The sequence below is a fragment of the Giesbergeria sinuosa genome, assembly GCF_042652905.1.
Taxonomy (GTDB): Bacteria; Pseudomonadota; Gammaproteobacteria; order Burkholderiales; family Burkholderiaceae_C; genus Simplicispira; species Simplicispira sinuosa.
Genome location: NZ_JBHSHJ010000009.1, coordinates 101,452 through 124,167, shown reverse-complemented (window position 1 = coordinate 124,167; position 22,716 = coordinate 101,452). Strand labels below are relative to the sequence as shown.

The window sequence follows — 22,716 nt, the reverse complement described above, 5'->3', positions numbered from 1 at the left end:
TCTTCGATCAGAAATTGATCTTGGTACCCACTACAAGACGGCCTCGGCCCAAATTCCTGCCATCGGCTGCCGTGTAAGCATGGCTATCGGTGCCCAGCCATGTGAGACTGAACAACAGGCCACGAATATCTTTGGTTAAAGTGAGTGCATAGTCGGCGTAGGAATATGTACTGTTATTGCGCACGATCTGGTAGCCAATGTGTGGCGTCAGTGTCATACCCTTATCTAAATCTAGCGTAGCACTCAGATCAAGATAGCTGCTGCCACGGCTGCGATCAAAGCCAAACAGATTTGTGGCGCTTCGGAAATACTTGGCGCTGAACATGCCCATACTGAGTCCCCCATAAACTTCAGTGGTGTTGGGACTAATCGATAGACCAGCAGAAGGATATTGGTAACGCAGTACGCCAACATCATAGCCAAGGCCAGGTGAAATTTCACCTTTGTAGCCCCCATAGAAGTCAAACTCTGAGGGAGCATCACCACCAGAATTTTTGATCCAGCGGATAGTGGATGCCCAGGCTCCCAGATAGAGGCCTCCATCGCTGAAGTCAACGCCTGCCTGAACAGCAGGTTTCCAATGGGTTTGCGATATACCACGATAACGGTACTCACTCACGACACTGGCATTGAAAGTGAGATCTGCATGGGCCACGATGGGGCTTGCCAGCACAACCACAGCCAAGGAAAAACGAGATACGATTTTTGTCATGGGAAAGATATGAGGAATTTTGTCAAACCAGACCAATAAAAGCCAATGCCATATCAATCAGCTTGATGCCAACAAAAGGAACGATCATGCCACCGAGACCGTAGATCGCCAGATTGCGTCGTAACAGTACTGCCGCGCCCACAGCACGGTATGGAACGCCCTGAAGTGCCAAGGGGATCAGAAAGATAATAATCAAGGCGTTGAAAATCACCGCTGATAGGATGGCAGAGTTAGGGCTAACCAACTGCATGACGTTCAGTGCAGACAACTGTGGATAGGTGCCCACAAAAGCGGCGGGCACGATGGCAAAATACTTGGCAATATCGTTGGCAATGCTGAACGTAGTCAGGGAGCCGCGCGTCATGAGCATTTGCTTGCCAGTCTCCACAATCTCAATCAGTTTGGTGGGGTTGCTGTCGAGATCGACCATGTTGCCCGCCTCTTTGGCCGCTTGGGTGCCAGTGTTCATAGCGACCGCCACATCAGCTTGGGCCAGGGCTGGAGCGTCGTTGGTGCCATCGCCTGTCATGGCCACCAACCGACCGGCACTCTGGTAATCACGAATCAGCTGGAGCTTGGCCTCGGGTGTGGCCTCGGCCAGAAAATCATCCACCCCAGCTTCCGCAGCAATGGCCGCTGCCGTCAGGCGGTTGTCACCTGTCACCATCACGGTTTTGATGCCCATACGGCGCAACTCGGCAAACCGCTCCTTAATGCCCCCCTTGACAATGTCCTTCAACTCCACGATGCCCAGCACCTTACTGCCATCGGCCACTACCAGTGGAGTGCTGCCCCGCCGTGAGACATCGTCTACCAATGCTTGTAGAGAGGCTGGGAAGTGCCCCCCCAGAGATTCCACATGGTTGCGGATAGCCAAGGCAGCCCCTTTGCGCAAGCTGCGTTCACCAGCCATATCGACACCACTCATCCGAGTTTGAGCGGTAAAGTGAACAAACTGGGCCTGTAACGCGGTGATGTCGCGTTCGCGCAACTGAAACTTCTGCTTAGCCAGCACCACGATACTGCGCCCCTCAGGGGTCTCGTCCGCCAAGGAAGCTAACTGGGCAGCATCAGCCAAATCGATCTCCTTGACGCCCGGTGCTGGCAGGAAGGCACTGGCCTGACGATTGCCCAAGGTGATGGTACCGGTTTTGTCCAGCAGCAGCACATCGACATCGCCTGCCGCTTCTACCGCCCGCCCAGAGGTGGCAATCACGTTAGCCTGCATCATGCGGCTCATACCAGCCACCCCGATGGCACTGAGCAACCCAGCAATCGTGGTGGGGATCAAGCAGACCAGCAAAGCAGCCAGCACCACCAAACTGACCGGCTCCCCAGTACCACTGGCACTGACAGAAAATTGCGAAAAGGGCAGCAAGGTGACTACGACCCCCAAGAACACGATGGTCAATGCCACCAACAAGATGGTGAGCGCGATCTCGTTGGGTGTTTTCTGGCGTTTGGCGTTCTCCACCATAGCGATCATCCGATCGACGAAGGTTTCACCTGGATTGACCGTGACACGAGCTACGATCCAATCGGAGAGTATCTGCGTGCCGCCAGTGATGGCACTGAAATCGCCACCCGACTCCCGAATCACGGGGGCCGATTCGCCAGTAATGGCACTTTCGTCTACCGAAGCAACCCCAGCAATGACTTCCCCATCAGCGGGGATGGTGTCTCCAGCCTCTATCAGTACTAGATCACCTCGTCGCAGCATGTCGGCCTCTAGCGGCAGCCATTGTATTTGTGCACGCTCCATGTCCGGGCGAGAAGCTGCATCGAGTTTCTTGGCCCAAGTTGTCTTTTTAAGACCTCGCAATGATGCGGCTTGCGCCTTGCTGCGGCCTTCGGCCAAAGCCTCGGCAAAATTAGCAAACAAGACAGTAAACCACAGCCACAGGGCCACTGCCACCGTAAAGACAGTAGGATCATCCCAAGCCAAAGCAGTGGTGAAGGCACTGCCCACATACACAACAAACATCACAGGGTTGCGCCACTGGATTCGGGGATCGAACTTCCTTAGAGCATCCCACAACGCAGGGCGCATGAGGGCAGGGTCTAACAGGGTAAGCTTTTTGCGTGTCATACGGCTTGGCTCCACAACATTAGGTGCTCAACCACAGGCCCCAGTGCCAAGGCAGGCACGTAATTGAGCAATCCGACCAACAACACCATGCCGATGAGCAGTGCGACAAACAGCGGCCCGTGAGTAGGCAGGGTGCCTTCGGTGGCTGTGAGGCGTTTTTTTGCGGCCAGTGATCCAGCAATGAGCAGTACCGGAACGATGATGCCAAACCGCCCCAACCACATGGCTACAGCCAGCAACACGTTGTAGAAGGGGGTATTGGCAGACAGGCCCGCAAAGGCACTGCCGTTGTTGTTGGCGGCTGAACTCAAGGCATACAAAATCTCACTGAACCCATGTGGGCCAGGATTGGCAATGCCTGCACGGCCTGCCTCTGTCATCACTGCCAATGCGGTTCCGAGCAGCACCAACAAGGGCGTCACTAGGATGGCTATAGCCACCAGTTTCATCTCTACCACTTCGATCTTCTTACCAAGGTACTCTGGTGTTCGACCAATCATCAAGCCAGCAATGAATACGGCCAAAATAGCAAACAGAAGCATCCCATAGAGACCCGAGCCAACGCCACCAAAGACCACTTCACCCAGTTGCATCAGGATCAGCGGCATGGCCCCCCCCAAAGGAGTAAAACTGTCGTGCATGGCGTTGACCGCCCCGCAACTGGCAGCGGTGGTGATGATGGCAAACAATGTGGAAGCATTGATGCCAAAACGCACCTCTTTGCCTTCCATGTTGCCGCCAGACTGGGTGCTGCTAGGGCTTTGGTCGATGCCCAGCCCCGCCAGAACTGGGTTGCCCTGTTGCTCTGCCACTGTGGCAGGAATAACAAAGGCGATAAACAGTATCGCCATGGCGGCCCATACGGCCCAGCCTTGACGCTGGTCAGACACCATGCGACCAAACACAAAACACAAGGAAGCTGGAATCAAAAAGATGGCCAGCATTTGCAGGAAATTGCTCAGCGGTGTCGGGTTTTCAAAGGGGTGGGCAGAGTTGGCGTTAAAGAAACCGCCACCGTTGGTACCCAGCATCTTGATAGCCAATTGGGAGGCCACAGGCCCCATGGCTATGGTCTGTACCGCGCTGCGCTGCTCTTGCAGCAGCGGCTGGCCTTGCGCATCTACCATAGGCTGCCCTTCGGGGCCCAGTTGTGGCGCTTGCCAAGTCACAGGCTCTAACGTGGTCACCTCTTGATAGGGCGACAGGTTTTGTAAAACCCCCTGACTGACAAACACCAAAGAGAACACCAGCGACAATGGCAACAAAATCCAGAGCGTCACCCGGCTCAGGTCTACCCACACATTGCCAATGGTCTGCGCTGAATGGCGGGCAAAGCCGCGTATCAAGGCCAGCACCACCACGATACCGGTGGCAGCAGACAGAAAGTTCTGTACCGTCAACCCTAGCATCTGCGTGAGATAGCCCATAGAGGACTCGCCACCATACCCCTGCCAATTGGTGTTGGTGACAAAACTGATGGCGGTATTGAATGCCGAGTCTGGGCTGATGGCCACCATTGCTTGCGGATTGAGGGGCAGATAGGCCTGCCACCGTTGCAGCCCATACACGGCCAATACCCCCAAGCCATTGAACACCAGAAGCCCCAGAGCATAACGGTAGGCATTGCTCTCCCGTTCTGCTCGCACCCCCAGCAAGCGCCATAGTGGCGCTTCCAGCTGCTGTATCCAGCCCACACGGCCAGAGAGAACGGCGTCTATATAATGCGCTAAGGGCCAAGACAGCGCCAGCAGCACGGCCAAGAAAACGGCCAGTTGAATCCACGCACCGGAGGTCATGAAAAGTCCTCTGGGTGCAACAGGGCTGCGATCAGATAAACCAACAACCCGCCAGAGAGCACCAGTGCCCACAATGCCCAGCCGGTCATGTGCGCTGCTCCTGTGTCACCAGGCGGAGACCACCTCTTAATAAACCGTAGGCCAACAGCCAGAGCGTGCCGGCCAGACCCAAATAAAAAGCATCCATCTCTTCCTCCTATGGAGATAACTCCATGTTAGGAAAGATGGCATCAAGATAGTCTCAAGAAAGAACTACAGAATACCAAGAAAGCATCAAGGGACTGTGGTGTCGTTGGACAGTTCGATACAGGTGCTACCTAGATCCATAGTGGGGGCTGGCACCACCGGTTTAAACAAGGCTGCCAACTTGCGCTTGGACTTGATGTTGGTGGACTGACCACGCACCGCAGAGGTACGGGGGGCGGCGTCCCATTGTGGCACTGCCGTGGCTGGTGAGGCCTCGTAAGGTTTGTCGAAAAAGGGATCGCGCGAGGCCACTGCGGGCCGAAAACCACCACGCTGGAGGGGCGAGCGGGCCGCAGCACCACGATCGGGGCGCTCGTAGCGTTCAGAACGGCCTTCTGTGTAGCGGCTGGGCGGACGCTCGGTGCGCACCTCGTCCAACACCAGTGTCTCAACGTCGAGCTTGGTTTTGAGCAGTTTTTCGATGTCAGCGACCAAACGGTTGTCACTGCCCGACACCAGCGTGACGGCCAACCCGGATGCGCCCGCACGGCCCGTGCGACCAATGCGGTGTACGTAGTCTTCCGCGTTGAACGGTACATCAAAGTTGAATACCGCTGGCACATCCTTGATGTCGAGACCGCGTGCAGCCACGTCGGTACAGACCAGCAAATCGACTTCACCTTGCTTGAAGGCATCGAGCGCCTTGAGGCGCTCATCTTGGCTTTTGTCGCCGTGCAGTGCGGCCGTTTTTAACCCTTCGCGCTCTAGGCTGCGGGCCAAGCGGCCACAGCCGAGTTTGCTGTTGACGAAGATGAAGGCCTGCTTGATGCCACGGGTTTTGAGCACTTGGTGGATGATGCGGCGCTTGTCGTCATCGGTGGCGGCATAAAAACGCTGCTCGACGGTGGAGGCTGTCTGGTTGGGCCGTGCCACTTCGATGGTGATGGGGTTTTGCAGGTAGCTGCCCGCCAGCCGCTTGATTTCGGGCGAGAAGGTGGCAGAAAACAGCAAGGTGGTGCGCTGCTGGGGGAGGTAGCTCAGGATGCGCTGCAAGTCGGGCAGAAAACCGATGTCGAGCATGCGATCGGCTTCGTCTAGCACCACGTATTCCACCTGGTTGAGCACGGCGTTCTTGGCCTCGATATGGTCTAGCAAGCGCCCTGGGGTAGCCACCAACACCTCGACGCCTTTTTTCAGCTCTATGGTTTGGGGCTTCATGTCCATGCCACCAAAGACCACCGCGCTGCGCAGTTTGGTGTATTTGGCGTAGAGCGCAATTTGCTGGGCCACCTGATCGGCCAGCTCACGGGTGGGCAGCAGCACCAAGGCCCGCACCGGATGGCGGGCTGGGGAGGTGGAGGCGTTTTCGTGCTGGAGCAGGCGTTGCAGCAGGGGCAGCGAGAACGCCGCCGTTTTGCCGGTGCCGGTTTGGGCGGCACCCATCACGTCCTGTCCGGTCAATACCACCGGGATGGCCTGCGCTTGGATGGGTGTCATGGACTCGTAGCCCATTTCGGCCACGGCACGCGCCAGCGGCTCGGCCAGCGATAAATTGGAAAAAGAACTTGTCATTGAGCCTGCAATTGTCGCACCAGCGCCGGGAAAACGGTGCTGGCTAGAGGCTACGTGCTGAAAAAGTGTCGCAACCTTGCACTTTCCCGTTTTGCAGCCCCTGCTGGAACCAGCGCACACGCTGGGCGCTGCTGCCGTGGGTGAAGCTGTCGGGCACCACACGGCCTTGGCTGCGTTGCTGCAGAGCATCGTCGCCAATCTTGGCGGCGGCATTCATGGCCGCTTCGATATCGCCCTGCTCCAAAATTTGCCGTGCTGATTGGGCATGGTGCGCCCAAACACCGGCCAGGCAGTCGGCTTGGAGTTCCAGCCGCACCGAGAGCTGGTTGTATTGGACTTGGTTGACGCGCCCGCGCTGGCGATCTACTTCGTCACTGATGCCCAGCAGATGCTGGACATGGTGGCCCACTTCGTGGGCAATGACGTAGGCTTGGGCAAACTCGCCAGGTGCCCCCAGATCGCGTTTGAGGGTTTCGTAAAAGGCCAGATCGATATAAACCTTTTGGTCTGCTGGGCAATAAAACGGCCCCATCGCCGCCTGCCCCGTGCCACAGGCGGTGGGGGTTGCCCCCCGAAACAGCACCAGCTTGGGCTGTTGGTAGCGGCTGCCACCTTGGCGAAACACGTCAGTCCAGACGTCTTCGGTATCGGCCAGCACGGTGGATACAAACTGGGCCATGCGGTCATCGGCCGGAGGGCGCTGTGCTGGGGTGTGTGGTTGCACTTGCGCCGGAGGCGTGCCACCACTGAGCAACCCCAGTACGGTGAGCGGGTTGATGCCCAGCAACCAACCTGCCAGCAAAGCCACCACGATGGTGCCAATACCGATGTTGCGGCCACCAAGCACCGGCTGACTGCCGCCTGAGTGATGCCGCCGGTCTTCAACGTTGTCGGATTGGCGGTTGCCTTCCCATTTCATGGTGCGCCTCCGGGACAGAAAACTCAGGCGCGCGGCAAAGTGACGCCGTGCTGACCCTGGTATTTACCGCCACGGTCTTTATAGCTGGTTTCGCACACGTCGTCTTTGTCGCTCTCGAAAAACAAGACCTGCGCACAACCCTCACCGGCATAAATCTTGGCAGGCAACGGTGTGGTGTTGGAAAACTCCAGCGTCACATAGCCTTCCCATTCTGGCTCGAAGGGCGTGACGTTCACAATGATGCCGCAACGGGCGTAGGTGCTTTTGCCCAAGCAGACCGTGAGCACATTGCGCGGAATGCGAAAGTACTCTACCGTGCGGGCCAAAGCAAAGCTATTGGGTGGGATGATGCAAGAATCACCATGAAAATCGACGAAGCTTTTTTCGTCAAAATTTTTAGGATCGACCACCGTGCTGTGGATGTTGGTGAACACCTTGAATTCTGGGGCGCAGCGGATGTCGTATCCGTAACTGCTGGTGCCATAGCTGATGACTTTCTGACCATCCACTTGGCGCACTTGTCCTGGCTCGAAGGGTTCGATCATGCCGTGCTCGGCCGCCATGCGGCGTATCCATCGGTCGCTTTTGATGCTCATGGTGGCTCCTGTGAAAACTACGATTTTGATAGCTACTGACTCTTATCAGTCCAGCATGGGTTGGTATTTTGCTTGAGAAATGATGACGCGCTCTATCACACGGTCATCGCCCAGCACTATCAATGCGAACAACAGCTCCTCTAGGCTGGCCGCCTGTGCCGTGCGCCGGGCCAACAAAGCAGTGGCCTGCGGATTGAGCACCACAAAATCGCCCTCACAGCCCGGCAGCAAATTACCTACTACACCGGCCAAGCCCAACGCTCGCGCAGCCCCTGCCGTGTGCAACCACCACAGATGCGTTGGTGACAAACTAACGCCCGGCTTGGTCTGGCACTCTCGCCCCGTGCCATAGGCAGCCAGCATGGTCTTGAATGGCGAAAAACTCGTGCCCGCCCCCACATCACTGGCCAGGGCATAAGCCACCCCCGCCCGCATGGCTGCGGCAAAATCAAAAAAGCCACTGCCTAAAAACCAATTGCTACTGGGGCACACCGCCACGGCCGTGCCGCTCACCTGCAACAAGGCCCGATCTGCATCGTCTATATGAATGCCGTGGGCCAACACCGCCCGCTCACGCAACAAGCCAAACTGCTCGTACACCGACAAATAACTGCGCGCCTGCGGAAACAACGCCCGCACCCAAGCCACCTCATCGCGGTTTTCGGCCACATGCGACTGCACCCAAACCTGCGGATAACGCGCTGCCAGCTCCCCAGCGCCGCGCAATTGTTCAGGCGTGCTGGTAGGGGCAAATCGCGGCGTGATGGCATAACCCAAGCGATCGACACCATGCCAATGCTGCAACAGCCTCTCGGTATCAATCAGGCTTTGCAACGTATGGTCACGCACCCCATCAGGCGAATGCCTGTCTTGTAGCACCTTGCCTGTGATCAGGCGCAGCTGCAAACGCTGTGCCTGATCAAACAAAGCCTGTACCGAGGCCGGATGTGAGGTGGCAAACACCAGCGCCGTAGTCACACCATGGCGCAGCAACTCTTGCAAAAAAAACGCCGCCACCTCGGCACTGTGCTGTGGCTCGGCAAAGCGGGATTCTTGGGGAAAGACATACCGCTCCAGCCAAGGCAACAAGCTCGCAGCAGGCGAGCCGATCACATCGGTCTGCGGATAATGCACATGCACATCCACAAACCCCGGCGCCATGATCCGGCCAGGCCAATGCGTTACGGGCTGGTCGGCATACTGTGCAGCCAGCGCCTGCCAGCTACCCGCCGCTTGTACCCGCTGGCGCCCGGTGGCATCTGGGCCAATGGCTAACAAGCCGTCCTCGTCATAGAGCGCCCTGCCATCCGCCGCAAAACGGAGCAAGGCGGCACGAAACACCGACACAGGCGGCATATCAACAACCTCCCACCTCAGCCGCAGCAAACCCCCCGTCTTATGCCAACGGGGAACACCTCACTTCGTGGCTTCTTCTTCGTAACGTTTGACCAGCTTATCGAGCTCACCAGACTCCTTCATGGCCTTGATGGCCGCAGAAATCTTGGGCGCCCAATCCTTCTTGGCCGGATTGAGAGAGTGGTAAAGATCCAAACGCGCAATCTCGGCCACTTGCCCAATATCGGTCAGACCCATCTTTTTCAACACAATCGGGCCGCTGATGCCTTCATCGATCACCACGTCAATACGGTCACCATCGAGCATCTTGTAAAGCTGCTCATACGAAGCCGCCAACTGCACCCCCGGCACGCCCTCGGTGGCTGCCTCACCGTGGGCAATACCCCGCACAATGCCCACCTTGTATTTTTTCAGGTCTTCCTTCGACTTGATCACCACATTTTTGCTTTTCTTGGCAAAAGCTGCCGAAGACAGGTAGTAATGCGAAGGCTCCACCTTGATCAACGTTGGGTTCTTGACAAAATAAGCGCCAATACGCCCGGCCTCGCCATCCTTCTCCCCCGACAAAGCCATCGCATTGGCCCGCACACCCGGCACAGGCACCGCATTGGCCGTCATCCCTGCCTTTTTATAAATGTCGGCAATCAGCTTGCCTGCCACCGTCTGCCCCACCGCATTTTCGTTGTAGACCAATTGGGCGGTTTGTGCCCAAACCGACGAGCCAACAGTCAGGGCAGCCGCCGCAGCCAAAGTAGAAACCAAACGCTTCATCATGGGTAAACTCCTTTATCAGGGTGGGAAAAACTAGCGCAACGCCAGCAAACGGGAAGAGGAGGCCGACTCCGACAACCTGAACACACTCACCGCCTGCGCCAAATGAGACGCTTGGGTCTGCATAGAGCCAGCTGCTGCCGCAGCCTCCTCCACCAATGCGGCATTTTGTTGGGTGTTGTTGTCAATCTGGCGGATAGCCTCATTGATCTGGCTAATGCCCAAGGTTTGGGCATCGGTGGCGGCATGAATCTCAGCCATGATGCCCGTGACTTTGCTCACACTGTCCTCAATGTCGGTCATGGTAGAGCCTGCTTGGTCTACCAACCTAGAGCCAATGCCCACATTGGCTACCGACTCATCAATCAAGCCCTTGATTTCTTTGGCCGCCGCCGCAGAGCGCCCGGCCAAGCTGCGCACTTCAGAGGCCACCACGGCAAAACCACGCCCCTGCTCACCTGCGCGTGCGGCCTCCACCGCTGCATTGAGCGCCAAAATATTGGTTTGAAAGGCGATGCCATCGATCACGCTGATGATGTCCACAATTTTGCGCGACGACGCATTGATGGCCCCCATCGTCTGCACCACCTCTTTCACCACGGCACCACCACGCGCGGCCACTTCGGCAGCAGCCCCCACCATCTGGTTGGCCTGCTGGGCGCTGTCGGCATTTTGTCGCACCGTGTTGGTAATCTCATCCATAGAGGCCGCCGTCTGCTCCAACGAGCTGGCCTGAGACTCGGTGCGGGCCGACAAATCCATATTGCCCCGCGCAATCTCTTCAGAAGCATGCGAGATCGTGCCCACGCTTTGGGTAATCTGCACCATGATCTTTTGCAAGCGTTCAACAAAGGTATTAAAGCCCTCCGCCACATCATTGAACTCATCGGTATTGGCACGGGGCAGGCGGCGGGTCAAATCGGCATCGCCTTGCCCAATCTCGCGCAGAGCATGGCCCACATGGGCCAGTGGGTTGAGCACCATCGAATTGAGGATGGAAGACAGCGCAATCACAATCACCACATCCAAAATCAACACCTGCAACAGTGCGCGCAACAGCTCTTGCCCCAAGGCTTCGCGGATTTCTTCGGTAGACACATAAATGACGGCTTTACCTACCGGGTTGGCCTTGCCACCATCGTGGAAGAACAGCTCCACCTCCTTAGAAAAATCTGCGGCTGGAGGCTGGGTGGCCGCAACAGTCTTGCCATCGCCCCCACGCGAGACCCCCCCAAGCACCTTTTGACCACTGGTGATGATGATGCCGTTGAGGAAGCTGGCCGACATTTCAGAATCCAGATTCTTGCTCAACTGCTCGCTGTCAAAACTCCACAACAAGCTAGGAAGATTGGTAGACAGCCGTTTGAGCGCCATTTCTACCTGATGGGCATTATTACGCTCTAGAGTAGATTTAGTTCTGAAGTAACTGACCGCACTGAACGCCAACAACAGCACGGAAATAATGACAACGAACAAAACATTCAGCCGCAGTTTAATGCTGGTCATCTTCATCTTAAAAATCTCATTCTGAAATTGCAGCCGTTTGCCACGGGTGCCAAGCCCATTAAGCAACACCCATGATACACAAAGAGAGATGGCTTTTTTGCACCAGCAGCGGCACCACCAATACGGGCAATCCCCACCCCACCACAGCAGGACACCCGCACCGCACCACCACTGGGCACCTTGGGTCATTGTCATATAGGCACTGCAAATGCCCCATGAACCTCTGGTGCCAAGACAGCTTATACCATGCGCTACAGCCAGCGCCTAGAAGAGGGTGCCCAATGTGCAAGTTTGGGGCCAAGCATAGAGCACGCCCATAAGCACAGCGCAGGCCGTGGCGCACTTCAGAAAATGAGCCAATGAGAGAAAACCAATCGGCATCGCCATCCAGATGCCACAAAACAAAAAAACGCAACAATAAACCAATTCAGCTAAAAATGCATTCATCACTATCCAGATGGCACGGATAGGCCGTTGAATGCACCGACTCGGCAACGCTCATTGGTTATGTATTTCCTCAATATACAAGGCACTGGCTAATATTTTAACTTTGCTGGCATAGTATCGATCCAGACGCCATTCTTTGATGATTTCAACCGCAGTTTCAAAGTTTTTGTAATCCAGCTCATAGAGTCTATGCATATTGAAGCTGGTATTTTTTTCCAACGACAACACCAGTTCAGAAAAAATAGTAGCAGCAACAGAATCCATTTCTCTTTGAATGATCTTTTGTGCTTTCTTTATGGCAATCATTGTGAATCCTTACAAATTGTCATACTCATGAACAACGGGGTGACTCAACAATTCTAGCAGCATTTTTACCTTATGTTGCAGCGCAACATTAATGCTCTGCTATTCACATAAATGTCATATTTGACTTCTACATTGATAGCTTCCATTTCACCCCAGATCACCATGCCCAACACCGTCCGCTCGCTCTTTACCCCCGCCGAACCCTTTGCATTTGTTCAGCACATTACACGCAAGGCCTGTGAAAGCCTGGTGCAAATTGCCACACTGAATGTCCAAACCGCACAAAGTGCCTTGAGCGAACAAACCCAGCACTGGAACAAACTGCTCCAAGTGCAACGCCTAGAAGAATTCACCGCCTTACAAGCAAGTGCGGTGCAACCCCTGACCCAGCAAGCCAGCCACTACGGTCAAGAGCTGTACCAAATTGCCAACCACCTCGGGCAAGAATGGCATCAGCACTCCAACAACCGGCTTGGTGATGTGCAAAACCATTGGGCACAGGCACAAAACCAGATCAGCACCGTACTCAAAAACATGCCTGTAACGGCGCAGGTGTTCAGTGCCAGCATGAAAAACCGTTTGGCATCGGCCAACGAAGCCGTCAGCGCCCTGCAACAGGTGGTGACACAGGCAGGTGATGCCGCCCAAGCCAATTTCTTGGCGGCGGCCCAAAGCAGCCTGCCTGCAACCGCCTGAGCGCGCGCGCTGCGCTGGTCAGACTTTGGGTCTGACCAGTGGCAAGGACGAGGCGCGGCGGTAAATACTGGGCAAATGTTGCACCAATGCCTGAGTCACGCCCTTCAAAGACTCGGAATGCCCTACGATCAAATAACCGTCCTCGCGCAAAAATGGCAGCAAGTTGGCAATCACTTTCTTCTTGGTTTCCAAATTGAAATAAATCAGCAAATTTCTGATCAATATCACATCAAATTGGCCCGTCACCGATGCAGGGGCCAATAAATTGCAGTGTAAAAACTGCACCCGCTGGCGCAATTCTTTAGTTACCAACAAAGTACCATCTTGCTCCCGTATCCCTTTGCGGCAGTATTTTCGCAATAACGACAACGGAATCCCTTCTGTCCGGGTCAGTGGGTAATGCCCCCCTTGGGCAGTAGCCAACACCTTGGTACTGATGTCTGTGCCCACCACCTCCCAAGGGCGCTGCCCCAGCGTCTCGGCCAAAACCATCGCCGCAGTGTAGGCCTCTTCACCACTGGAGGCCGCCGCACTCCACACCCGAAACCCATCACGGTTTTGACGCGGGCGTTGCGCAGCACACTGTTGCAAAAAATCAAAATGCCGAGGCTCACGAAAAAAATAGGTCTCGTTGGTGGTGACCAAATTGATCATAGCCTGCAACTCACCCGCATTTTTGCGCTTCATCAGGTAGTCAAAATACTCTGTAAAGCTCTTGCACCCCAAGGCCTGCACCCGCCGGGCCAAACGCCCCACCAGCAAATCCTTTTTGGCCTGAGACAGGCTGATACCCGTCATCTGAAAAATCAGCGTCTGAAAAGCCGCGAACTCCTTACCCGAGAGCTTGGTCAACAGCGGCGGCAAAGGCATACACAAGGGATGGGCCATAGCAAACTCAGCGCATCTGCCCCATGACCGCCACTTCGGGCAGCCACAGCAAGCGCGCCAGTTGCAGCAAGACAATGAACTGCCCCGCCATTTTGCCCATCGCCTGCACAAAATCCCGGCGCAAAGGAGTGCCAAACTCTGGTGGTGGCTGCCTGTCGGCTTCTGCCAACTCCAGCACCTGCGAGACCGCATCAACCACCAGCCCCATCTTGTAGCCCGGCGGTGCCTGCTCACTGTCGGGCAACTCCACAATCACGATGCAGGTGCGCTCGGTCACTGGGCTGACCGGGCGGCCCAAACGCACTGCCAAATCAATCACTGGCACCACGGCACCACGCAGGTTAATCACCCCGCGAATCAGCGGGGGCACCAAGGGCACTGCGGTCAAATCGCGGTACTGGAGGATCTCGCGGATGGCCTCAATCCCCAGCCCGAATATTTCCTGCCCCACCTGCACCGTCAAATACTGCTGTGGCCGTACGGCCCCCCCCGATGCCACAGAGACTGTCTCCATCAACATGACCATCCGCCTCAAAACGACACAAAATCGGCTTCATCGGCACTGCTCATCAGCGCCGGTGCTGGCGCCAAGGCAGGAATACCGCCAGACACCCGAGGCACCCTGTTGGGTGCTGCGCTGGCCCAACGGCTGATGTGGGCCTCGTTACCAGCCACCACAAAAAAAGCCATGACCTCTTGCAAATTGGCAGCCTGTGAAGACATCTCCTCCGCCGTAGCGGCCAACTCCTCTGAGGCGCTGGCGTTTTGCTGGGTGATCTGGTTGAGCTGGCCCATCGCCACATTGATCTGACCAGCACTCACGCTCTGCTCTTGCGAGGCCGCAGCAATCTCTTGCACCAAATCAGCCGTCTTTTGGGTAGCGGGCACAATTTCGTCCAACAAAGTGCCCGCCCGTTCGGCCATGCCCACGCTGTTCACCGCCAATTGGCTGATTTCTTGCGCCGCCACTTGAGAGCGCTCGGCCAACTTGCGCACCTCTGCCGCCACCACCGCAAAGCCCCGGCCATGCTCGCCCGCTCTGGCCGCCTCAATAGCGGCATTGAGCGCCAGCAAATTGGTTTGGTAGGCAATGTCATTGATGATGCTGATCTTGCGGGCAATCTGTTGCATGGCCCCCACCGTCTCTGTGACGGCCTGCCCCCCTTCTGTAGCCCGCTGGCTGCCTTGGGCCGACATGCCATCGGCCACCTTGGCGTTGTCGGTGTTTTGCTGGATCGATACCGCCATCTGGTTCATGGCCGCCGAGGTCTGCTCCACCGATGCCGCCTGCTCGCTCGATGCCTGGGCCAGTGCCTGCGAGGTGGCCGACACCTGGGCCGTGGCCGACACCAAATTGGCAGCCGTGGTGCTCACCTCCACCATCGCCTGCGAGAGCTTCTCGACCGTGTTGTTCACCACACCTTTGAAATCCTGCAAATCGCCCCGGTAGTCGCCCTTGACCTTGCGCGTCAGGTTGCCACGCTCCATCTCTTTGAGCACCGCGACCGCCTCATTGACCGGCAGCACGATGCCATCGAGTGTCTGGTTAATCCCCTGCACAATCTTGCGAAAGTCCCCTTGGTGCCGCCCTGCATCGGCACGGGTAGATAGCTGCCCCTGTGCAGCCGCGTGGGCCAACATGGTGGCATCGGCCACCAAGGCCTGCACAGCATCCATACAGGTGTTGAGGTTGTTCTTGAGCGTATTGAAATCGCCCTGGTAGGTATCGGTAATGCGTGCAGGCACATCCCCCTGTGCAATGCGCTCAACATACCCCGCCGCCACATGCAACGGGCCAATCACTGCGTCCAAAGTCTGGTTGACACCTTGCACAATTTTGCGAAAGTCTCCCTGATGGCGGGACTCATCGGCCCGGGTCGATAGCTTGCCCTCTACCGCCGCCTTGATCAGCAACTGTGCATCGGCAGCCATGCCATGCACTGCCGCGTGCAAACTGCGCATGGCCTGCGCCAACTGCCCTATTTCATCCTGGCGTTGCAAGGTCACAGGACGGCTGAAATCCCCTTGGGCCATCTGTTCCACACTGTGCAGCAATTGGTGTGTTGGCCCGGTAATGCTGCGGGTAATCCAAGCTCCCGACAACACACTGAGCACCACCGCCGCCGCGCCCAGCCCCACGATGAGCCAGTGGGTTTCATTGGCTTCACCCATGGCATGCACGCCCATTTGTCGTGCCATCTGCGTTAGCAAGGTCAGCAAACTGTCCACACTCTGCACATAGGCATTTTGGGCCTCTAGGGCTGGCCCCAACAGCTCCACGGCAGCCTCTTCGGGCTTGTTGGCGCGCAACAGCGTTACCACCTTTTTTTGAGCTTCGCGGTAGAGCTTGCGCACCTCGGCCACTTTAGCCAATTGCTGTGCCTCCTTGGGCTCGGTGAGCACCGCTTCCAGTTGCCGGTAGCGGTCGGCAATTTGGTCGCCGGTGGTAGCCAGCTTATCAAGCTGGGTCTGCATATCGGCATCAGCGTGCAACAGAGCGTAGACCATTGCACCATTGAGCGTGCGGGCCTGCAAATTGATCAAATCGATCATCTCATTGGCCAGCACCACCTCATTGAGCTGCTGATTAGACAAAGACTCCACATCTTTGCTGATGGCCCCGATGCGGCCCACCCCCACAGCAGCAATTGCCAACAAAAAGGCCAACGCCAGCGCAAAGCCCAGCCCCAGCCGCGTCCCGATCTTGAGGTTTCCGAACATATTCTTGGAACTTCCTTGGTTGAACTTCTTATGCCATGCTCACTTCGTGGCTGCCCAGACCGATGCTGTCGTCATGGCGCCCTGCCGCCGTGGCCAACAACTGCGGCACATCCACAATCAATGCGACCTGACCGGTGCCCAGAATGGTGAAACCACTCATACCCGGCAAACCGTGAAACACCGGCCCCAACGGGCGGATCACTGTTTGGTATTCACCGTGCAAGGCATCGACCATCAAGCCTGCACGGTGCCCACCGCAACGCACCACCACCACGTTGTGGCGGGCTTGCGTCTCTTGTGGCGCCACCGTGGCAAAACCCGCAGGCAACGCTGGGGCTTCTGACAGGCCAAACAACGACCGCAAACGAATCACGGGCAACCATTGATCACGCAAGTGCAATACGTCGTGACCGGGAGCCGCTTGCATAGCCTGCGGCGTCAACTCGATGCACTCCTCCACCATCTCCAGCGGAATGACCAAAGCCGCATCCCCCACGGTGACCAAAAACCCGTCGATGATGGCCAGCGTCAATGGCAAGCGAATGCGGATAGTGGTGCCAGCTCCCTCCACACTCTGAATGTCGATGCTGCCGCGCAGGGCAGTGATGTTGCGGCGCACCACATCCATCCCCACGCCCCGCCCCGACAGGTTGTTGACCTGCTCGGCAGTAGAAAAACCGGGCTCAAAAATAAGCTGCTGTATTTCTTGCTCGGTCAATGCTTGGTCGGGGCGCACCAACCCGCGCTCCACAGCCTTGGTCAAAATACGCTGCTGCGACAGCCCGCCACCATCATCCGACACCTCAATCAAGATGCTGCCCGAGTCATGGCAGGCATGTAAGCGCACCCGGCCCTGAGCCGGTTTGCCACGGGCCACCCGCACCGCCACCGGCTCAATGCCGTGGTCAATGGCGTTGCGCACCAGATGGGTGAGCGGATCACCAATCTTCTCGATCACCGTCTTGTCCAACTCGGTCTCAGCGCCGCTGATTTCCAAGGCAATGTCTTTACCTATCTCCTGCGACACTTCGCGCACCACACGCTGAAACTTATTGAATGTGGCCCCAATTTGCACCATGCGCAACTGCAAAGCCGAGCCACGCACCGACTCCACCAACCGCGCCAGCACCGAAGCCGACTCCTGCAACGCGGGCAAGCCGCTGTGTGCCACTGCCAGATGCAGGCCTGCGCTGGCAATAATGAGTTCACCAATCAAGTTGATATGTGCATCCAACGTGTCTGCGTGGACACGAATCAACGCCACCTCTGCCGATTTGGCCGCCTGTGGCAGCACACCAGCAACCACCGATTGCGATGCCTTAGAAGCCCCAGCCTCCACAGAAGGCAGCACAGCGGCAGATGCAGAGGGCAATGGTGGACACCACAGCGCCAGCTCCTCTGGGCTCAGGGTGCCACACCCTTGCAGTGCCTGCCTCCAAACAGCCACATCCGGGGCGTCAGGCAGGGCGTGGTGGTAATCTTGGAGCGGGCTGTGCGGCGGCACGATGCCCACCTGCGCCCCCTCGCGCACAAACTCAAACATGCTGTCAATGGCCTGTGCAGCCAGAGCACTCTGGTAGCGAATGGCAAACCCAAGGTAGCAAGCCTCCGGGTCCATCTGCGTCATGTCTGGCAATTCGTCACTCAGCGTGACCATGCCCACTATGCGCCCTTGACTGTTCAGACAGTGCAGCAATGCCAGCGGGTCTATGCCATCGCGCAGCATGTCCGGGCCACAGCGCAAAAAAATATGCCAGTCGCTGCTGGCCGCCCGTGGCGTGGCTGTGCCATCTTGGCTGGCCGTGGCCTTGGGGCCGGTGGCTCGCCGGGCCAACGCCGACACAATGGCCGCATCATCCAAGGGATGTGGGTGGGTGGGCGCAGGCACACTGCAAGTTTGCAATGCCTGCATCAGCTCCACGCTGCGGGCATGTACGGCGGCACTGGGTGCCGTACCCCCGGCCACATGGTCAATCAATGCGCCCACATGGTCACGCACCTGCAACAACAGCGCCACCAACCCGCTAGAAAATGGCAACTGACCGGCACGCACTTGGTCGAGCACATTTTCGGCATGGTGGGTAAACGTCACCAGATGATCTAAGCCAAACAAGCCGGCCGACCCCTTGATAGTGTGGGCCGCACGAAAAACGGCATGTACCAGCTCGGCATCTGCCGGAGACTGCTCCAGTTGCAGCAACGCCTGCTCCATGCCTTCGAGTAGCTCACGGCTCTCGATGATGAAAGTCTGGAGAATTTCATCAAGGTTCATACTGGGTTGGCTCCGCAATCGGTCAGGGTGCAATCAGCCTAGACACCACCGACACAATTTGCGCGGGCTGAAAAGGCTTGTTCATCCAGGCCTTGGCACCCGCCGCCCGGCCTCTTTCTTTAGAGGCTTCGCCCGATTCTGTGGTCAGCATCACCACCGGCGTAAAACGATAGGCCGGAATCTGCTTGGCTGCCTTGACAAACGAGATGCCATCCATGCGCGGCATATTCACATCACTGATCACCAAATGGATCTTTTTGCCATCCAGCTGCTCCAGCGCCTCCTGCCCATCGCTGGCCTCAATCACCTCAAAGCCCACACCCCGCAAGGCAATGCGCACCACTTGCCGCAGAGAGGCCGAATCGTCAACGATCATGATGGTCTTGGACATGGATAACTCCAATCAAAGCTGCTGTAGCACCTGAAGTTAGCGGCCGTTTGTGACACTGGTATGCACAGACAGCCAGCGTAGAAAACAACGCCCCCCAACCATGACGTCTTGGCGCACCACTAACCGGCAGGTACAGCATATTAAATGAGAATCATTTACATTTTTAGCGGCACTCCAATACCCATACCCCGTCTCGGGCCACCCAGCTCCAAACGGTGCTTACTCTGGGGCAGGTGCCAACACAGCGGGCACTTCACGCCACTGGCCCGGCTCTAGCCCATCCAATGCCCACGGGCCAATGCGCACACGCACCAAGCGCAATGTAGGCAAACCCACCGCTGCCGTCATGCGGCGCACCTGCCGATTACGACCCTCGCGAATCACCAACTCCAACCAAGCCGTAGGAATATGCTGGCGAAACCGCACCGGGGGGTTACGCTCCCACAATGTAGGAGGCTCTAGGCTGCGCACTTGGGCAGGCAATGTGAGGCCATCGTTCAACAACACTCCGCTGCACAGTTGTTGCAATTGCGCCTCGGTAGGGATGCCTTCTACCTGCACCCAATAGGTTTTTGCCAATTTGTGCCGAGGGTCGGCAATGCGGGCCTGTAAGGCACCATCATTGGTCAGCAAAAGCAAGCCCTCGCTGTCTCGATCCAAACGGCCTGCCGGATAAACACCAGGCACATCCACCCAATCTTTCAGGGTAGCGCGGCCCTCGCCACCACTGAACTGGGTTAACACATCAAAGGGTTTGTTGAGCAACAGCAGGCGGGGCTGAACAGGTGCAGACCGGGGCAACCGCCGTGGTGGCGGCCCGCCACGGCGCCGAGCAAACGGGCGTGGGGCAGAGGTCACCATGCACCCACTGGCACAGCCATCATCCTGGGCACGCTCAGATCTCGAAATTGTCAATCAGGCGGGTGCTGCCCAAACGGGCGGCCCCCAACACCACCAGCGCACCACTGCCATCCCCAGTCTGGGGCGGGAGCAAATCGCTGCGGCGGCGCACCGTGAGGTAGTCGGGCTGCCAGCCTCGCGCCTGCAAGGCTTGCATGGCCTGCGCCTCCAATGCTTGCCATTGCTGGGGCAAGGTGTCGGCGGCGGCCAAGGCAGCGTGTGCCAAAGCCCGCAGGGCCAACGAAAGCTGCACGGCCTCGGCCCGTTCAGCCTCGCTCAGGTAGCCATTGCGTGAACTCAGAGCCAAAGCATCGGCAGCGCGCTGGGTTTGGCCGGGCACGATCTCGATGGGCAGCGCAAACTGCTGCACCATGCGCCGCAGCACCAGCCACTGCTGGTAGTCTTTCTGACCAAACACCGCCACGCCCTGGGGCTTGCCCGCAAACACCGCACTAAAGAGCTTCATCACCACCGTGCAAACGCCAGTGAAAAAGCCGGGACGGAACTGCCCCTCCAGAATGTCGGCCAGCTGTGGGTCGGGTTGTACCTTGAAAGTTTGCGGCTCGGGATACAAATCCGCCTCGCGCGGTGCAAACAGCACATCACAGCCAGCCGCTTGCAGCTTGGCACAATCGGCCTCCCAGGTGCGCGGGTAGCTGTCAAAGTCCTCATGTGGCAAAAATTGCAGCCGATTGACAAAAATACTGACCACCATGGCATCGCCCAATGGCTTGGCCTGGCGTACCAGAGAGATATGGCCCTCGTGCAAATTGCCCATGGTGGGAACAAAAGCGGGTTGGCGGCTGGATGCCAAAGCGGCACGCAACTCGGGAATGGTGTGGACGATGTGCATAAAACAAGGGCTGAAAATCGGGCTGTGTCCAACCTACGTGTTGGCTTCTAGCCTTCCATACAGCATGGTACGCTTGCCGCACCGGCAGGGTGCGGTTGTATTGCAAGGGCAGACGCGTTGCCACGCCTAGGAAAAGAATTTTACGTGTTAAGGGGGGACAACACATCATGGGTGCATTTCAACTCACCTCTATCAAAGCCAAGCTCATCGGTTTGATCATTGCCATATTGCTGTCCCTGTCGGTGGCAGTAGGGCTGATGGAAGCATCGGTAGGACGGGCACTGCACCACACCATGAGCAGCGTGGCCCAATACGAGTCTGGCATTAAGCTGGCCTTGGAGTGGAAAGGGCTGATCGGCAACAACCTGCAACGTGTGGTTGCCATTGCGGTCAGCTCAGACGAAAACGTAGGCCAGACTTTCGGCAGCCTGATCAAGGCCACCATCGCCGACATTGGGCAGGTACACAAGCGCATTGAAGCAGAAACCGAAAATGCACAGGCCAAGCAGGCGCTGGCCGATGTCAATGCCTTTCGCCAACCCATCTTGGCCATGGTGGCCCAAATCAACACCCTGAAAAAAGAACAAAAGTTTGATGAAGCACGCACGCTGGCCACGAGCCGCCTGATGCCCATCAGCAACGACTATTTGGAATCGTTAAAGAAATTTATCACCATCCAAGAAGCCCTGCGCGATCAAGCCCGCACCGAGGGCTTGCAGGCCGTGCAAACCGCTCGGCTGCTAGGCACCTCGGCCATTGCCATCGTGCTGTGCCTGAGTCTGCTGGCAGCGTGGTGGATTGTGCGCGGCATTACCACGCCACTGGCGCGCACCGTAGAAGTGGCACAAACCATTGCCCAAGGCGATTTGAGCGCCCACCTAGAATCCAATCGGTCGGATGAAATCGGCCAATTGATGAATGCCGTTGGCACCATGAATGGCCGACTGCGGGAGCTGGTAGCCCAAGTGCGTGCCGGTACGCAATCTGTCACAGGGGCCTCCACCGAAATTGCCCAAGGCAACCTTGACCTGAGCCACCGCACCGAACAAACGGCCACCAACCTGCAAGAGATGGCCACGGCCATTGATGAGCTAACCCGCACTGTCATCCAGTCCACAGATTCGGCCCAACAAGCGGCGCGGCTGGCGCAAACCGTGTCCAGCTCGGCCAATCTGGGTGGCGATGTGGTCGCCAAGGTGGCAGCGAATATGTCGCAAATCACCGACCACTCCAAACACATCGGGGACATTGTGGGCATCATCGATGGGATTGCCTTCCAGACCAACATTCTGGCCTTGAATGCAGCCGTGGAAGCGGCCCGCGCCGGTGAACAAGGCCGAGGCTTTGCCGTGGTGGCCTCAGAAGTGCGCACCCTGGCACAGCGCAGCGCCCAATCGGCCAAGGAAATCAAAGAATTGATTCAGGCATCCGAAAGCACTGTGGCCGCCGGTGCCTCACTGGTGGCGCAATCGGGCGACGTGATGCGCGAAATGGTGCAAGGGGTGCAACAAGTCAGCCAGTTGATTGCCGAAATTGCAGCCATGGCGCAATCGCAGCGTGACGGCATCGGGCAGGTACAGACCGCCGTGAACGAACTCGACCAAATGACGCAACAAAATGCGGCGCTGGTGGATGAGTCGGCGGCCGCGGCCCATTCTATGAACGAGCAAGCGCAAAAGCTCTCCAGCATGGTGGGGCAGTTCCGCCTGTAACCGCCCTGCGCTGGCGCGCGCCCAGCA

At 57.3% G+C, this 22,716-nt stretch carries 20 protein-coding genes; 2 read left to right on the top strand and 18 right to left on the bottom strand.

All coding sequences use genetic code 11. The features are described 5' to 3' along the window. Positions 1-7: 7 nt before the first annotated feature. From ACFO6X_RS11855 to ACFO6X_RS11805, 11 genes are all read right to left on the bottom strand, one after another. Positions 8-748: a TorF family putative porin gene (locus tag ACFO6X_RS11855; protein ID WP_382433277.1), complete on the bottom strand. Its 741-nt coding sequence runs from the start codon at positions 746-748 to the stop codon at positions 8-10. Beyond that, a complete protein-coding gene (gene kdpB / locus ACFO6X_RS11850) occupies positions 735-2,801 on the bottom strand; it encodes a potassium-transporting ATPase subunit KdpB (protein WP_382433275.1) in 2,067 nt (688 codons plus the stop codon). The genes ACFO6X_RS11855 and kdpB overlap by 14 nt, the downstream gene beginning before the upstream one ends. Continuing rightward, positions 2,798-4,597 carry a potassium-transporting ATPase subunit KdpA gene (gene kdpA / locus ACFO6X_RS11845; protein ID WP_382433273.1) on the bottom strand — a complete coding sequence of 600 codons (1,800 nt, stop codon included), beginning with the start codon at positions 4,595-4,597 and terminating at the stop codon, positions 2,798-2,800. Before kdpA ends, kdpB begins: the two co-directional genes overlap by 4 nt. Next, positions 4,594-4,686: a K(+)-transporting ATPase subunit F gene (kdpF, locus tag ACFO6X_RS11840; protein ID WP_382433271.1), complete on the bottom strand. Its 93-nt coding sequence runs from the start codon at positions 4,684-4,686 to the stop codon at positions 4,594-4,596. The genes kdpA and kdpF overlap by 4 nt, the downstream gene beginning before the upstream one ends. 184 nt (positions 4,687-4,870) lie before the next feature. Further along, positions 4,871-6,355: a DEAD/DEAH box helicase gene (locus ACFO6X_RS11835; protein WP_382433269.1), complete on the bottom strand. Its 1,485-nt coding sequence runs from the start codon at positions 6,353-6,355 to the stop codon at positions 4,871-4,873. Between the two features lie 43 nt (positions 6,356-6,398). After that, the gene (gene ypfJ, locus ACFO6X_RS11830; protein ID WP_382433267.1) at positions 6,399-7,274 is read right to left on the bottom strand and encodes a KPN_02809 family neutral zinc metallopeptidase; all 876 of its coding nucleotides are present in this window, start codon (positions 7,272-7,274) and stop codon (positions 6,399-6,401) included. Positions 7,275-7,297: 23 nt separating this feature from the next. Next, positions 7,298-7,870 (bottom strand): dCTP deaminase, encoded by a 573-nt coding sequence (dcd, locus tag ACFO6X_RS11825; RefSeq protein ID WP_382433265.1) that lies wholly within the window; start codon positions 7,868-7,870, stop codon positions 7,298-7,300. 45 nt (positions 7,871-7,915) lie between these two features. After that, positions 7,916-9,226 (bottom strand): guanine deaminase, encoded by a 1,311-nt coding sequence (gene guaD / locus ACFO6X_RS11820; RefSeq protein WP_382433263.1) that lies wholly within the window; start codon positions 9,224-9,226, stop codon positions 7,916-7,918. 60 nt (positions 9,227-9,286) lie between these two features. After that, positions 9,287-10,000, bottom strand: coding sequence for a substrate-binding periplasmic protein (locus ACFO6X_RS11815; protein ID WP_382433261.1), 714 nt, complete (start codon positions 9,998-10,000; stop codon positions 9,287-9,289). A 30-nt stretch (positions 10,001-10,030) separates the two neighbouring features. Beyond that, positions 10,031-11,503: a methyl-accepting chemotaxis protein gene (locus ACFO6X_RS11810; protein ID WP_382433259.1), complete on the bottom strand. Its 1,473-nt coding sequence runs from the start codon at positions 11,501-11,503 to the stop codon at positions 10,031-10,033. Between the two features lie 498 nt (positions 11,504-12,001). Further along, positions 12,002-12,256 carry a hypothetical protein gene (locus ACFO6X_RS11805; protein ID WP_382433258.1) on the bottom strand — a complete coding sequence of 85 codons (255 nt, stop codon included), beginning with the start codon at positions 12,254-12,256 and terminating at the stop codon, positions 12,002-12,004. Between the two features lie 162 nt (positions 12,257-12,418). Between ACFO6X_RS11805 and ACFO6X_RS11800 the strand changes: the two genes are divergently transcribed. Further along, complete coding sequence (locus tag ACFO6X_RS11800) at positions 12,419-12,952, top strand: phasin family protein (protein ID WP_382433256.1); 534 nt, start codon at positions 12,419-12,421, stop codon at positions 12,950-12,952. Between the two features lie 18 nt (positions 12,953-12,970). Here ACFO6X_RS11800 and ACFO6X_RS11795 read toward each other — a convergent pair whose 3' ends face one another. From ACFO6X_RS11795 to panC, 7 genes are all read right to left on the bottom strand, one after another. Beyond that, entirely contained in the window at positions 12,971-13,840 is an 870-nt protein-coding gene (locus ACFO6X_RS11795) for a CheR family methyltransferase (RefSeq protein ID WP_382433254.1), read from the bottom strand. A 7-nt stretch (positions 13,841-13,847) separates the two neighbouring features. Further along, positions 13,848-14,360: a chemotaxis protein CheW gene (locus ACFO6X_RS11790; RefSeq protein WP_382433252.1), complete on the bottom strand. Its 513-nt coding sequence runs from the start codon at positions 14,358-14,360 to the stop codon at positions 13,848-13,850. A gap of 11 nt (positions 14,361-14,371) precedes the next feature. Further along, positions 14,372-16,561, bottom strand: a complete 2,190-nt coding sequence (locus ACFO6X_RS11785) for a methyl-accepting chemotaxis protein (RefSeq protein WP_382433250.1) — start codon at positions 16,559-16,561, stop codon at positions 14,372-14,374. A gap of 28 nt (positions 16,562-16,589) precedes the next feature. Continuing rightward, positions 16,590-18,833, bottom strand: a complete 2,244-nt coding sequence (locus ACFO6X_RS11780; RefSeq protein WP_382433248.1) for a chemotaxis protein CheA — start codon at positions 18,831-18,833, stop codon at positions 16,590-16,592. Positions 18,834-18,855: 22 nt separating this feature from the next. Next, a complete protein-coding gene (locus tag ACFO6X_RS11775) occupies positions 18,856-19,224 on the bottom strand; it encodes a response regulator (protein WP_382433246.1) in 369 nt (122 codons plus the stop codon). A gap of 219 nt (positions 19,225-19,443) precedes the next feature. Further along, positions 19,444-20,085, bottom strand: coding sequence for a pseudouridine synthase (locus tag ACFO6X_RS11770; RefSeq protein WP_382433244.1), 642 nt, complete (start codon positions 20,083-20,085; stop codon positions 19,444-19,446). A 34-nt stretch (positions 20,086-20,119) separates the two neighbouring features. Beyond that, entirely contained in the window at positions 20,120-20,977 is an 858-nt protein-coding gene (gene panC, locus ACFO6X_RS11765; protein ID WP_382433242.1) for a pantoate--beta-alanine ligase, read from the bottom strand. Between the two features lie 167 nt (positions 20,978-21,144). Between panC and ACFO6X_RS11760 the strand changes: the two genes are divergently transcribed. Beyond that, positions 21,145-22,689 (top strand): methyl-accepting chemotaxis protein, encoded by a 1,545-nt coding sequence (locus tag ACFO6X_RS11760; protein WP_382433240.1) that lies wholly within the window; start codon positions 21,145-21,147, stop codon positions 22,687-22,689. The last annotated feature ends 27 nt before the right edge of the window (positions 22,690-22,716 follow it).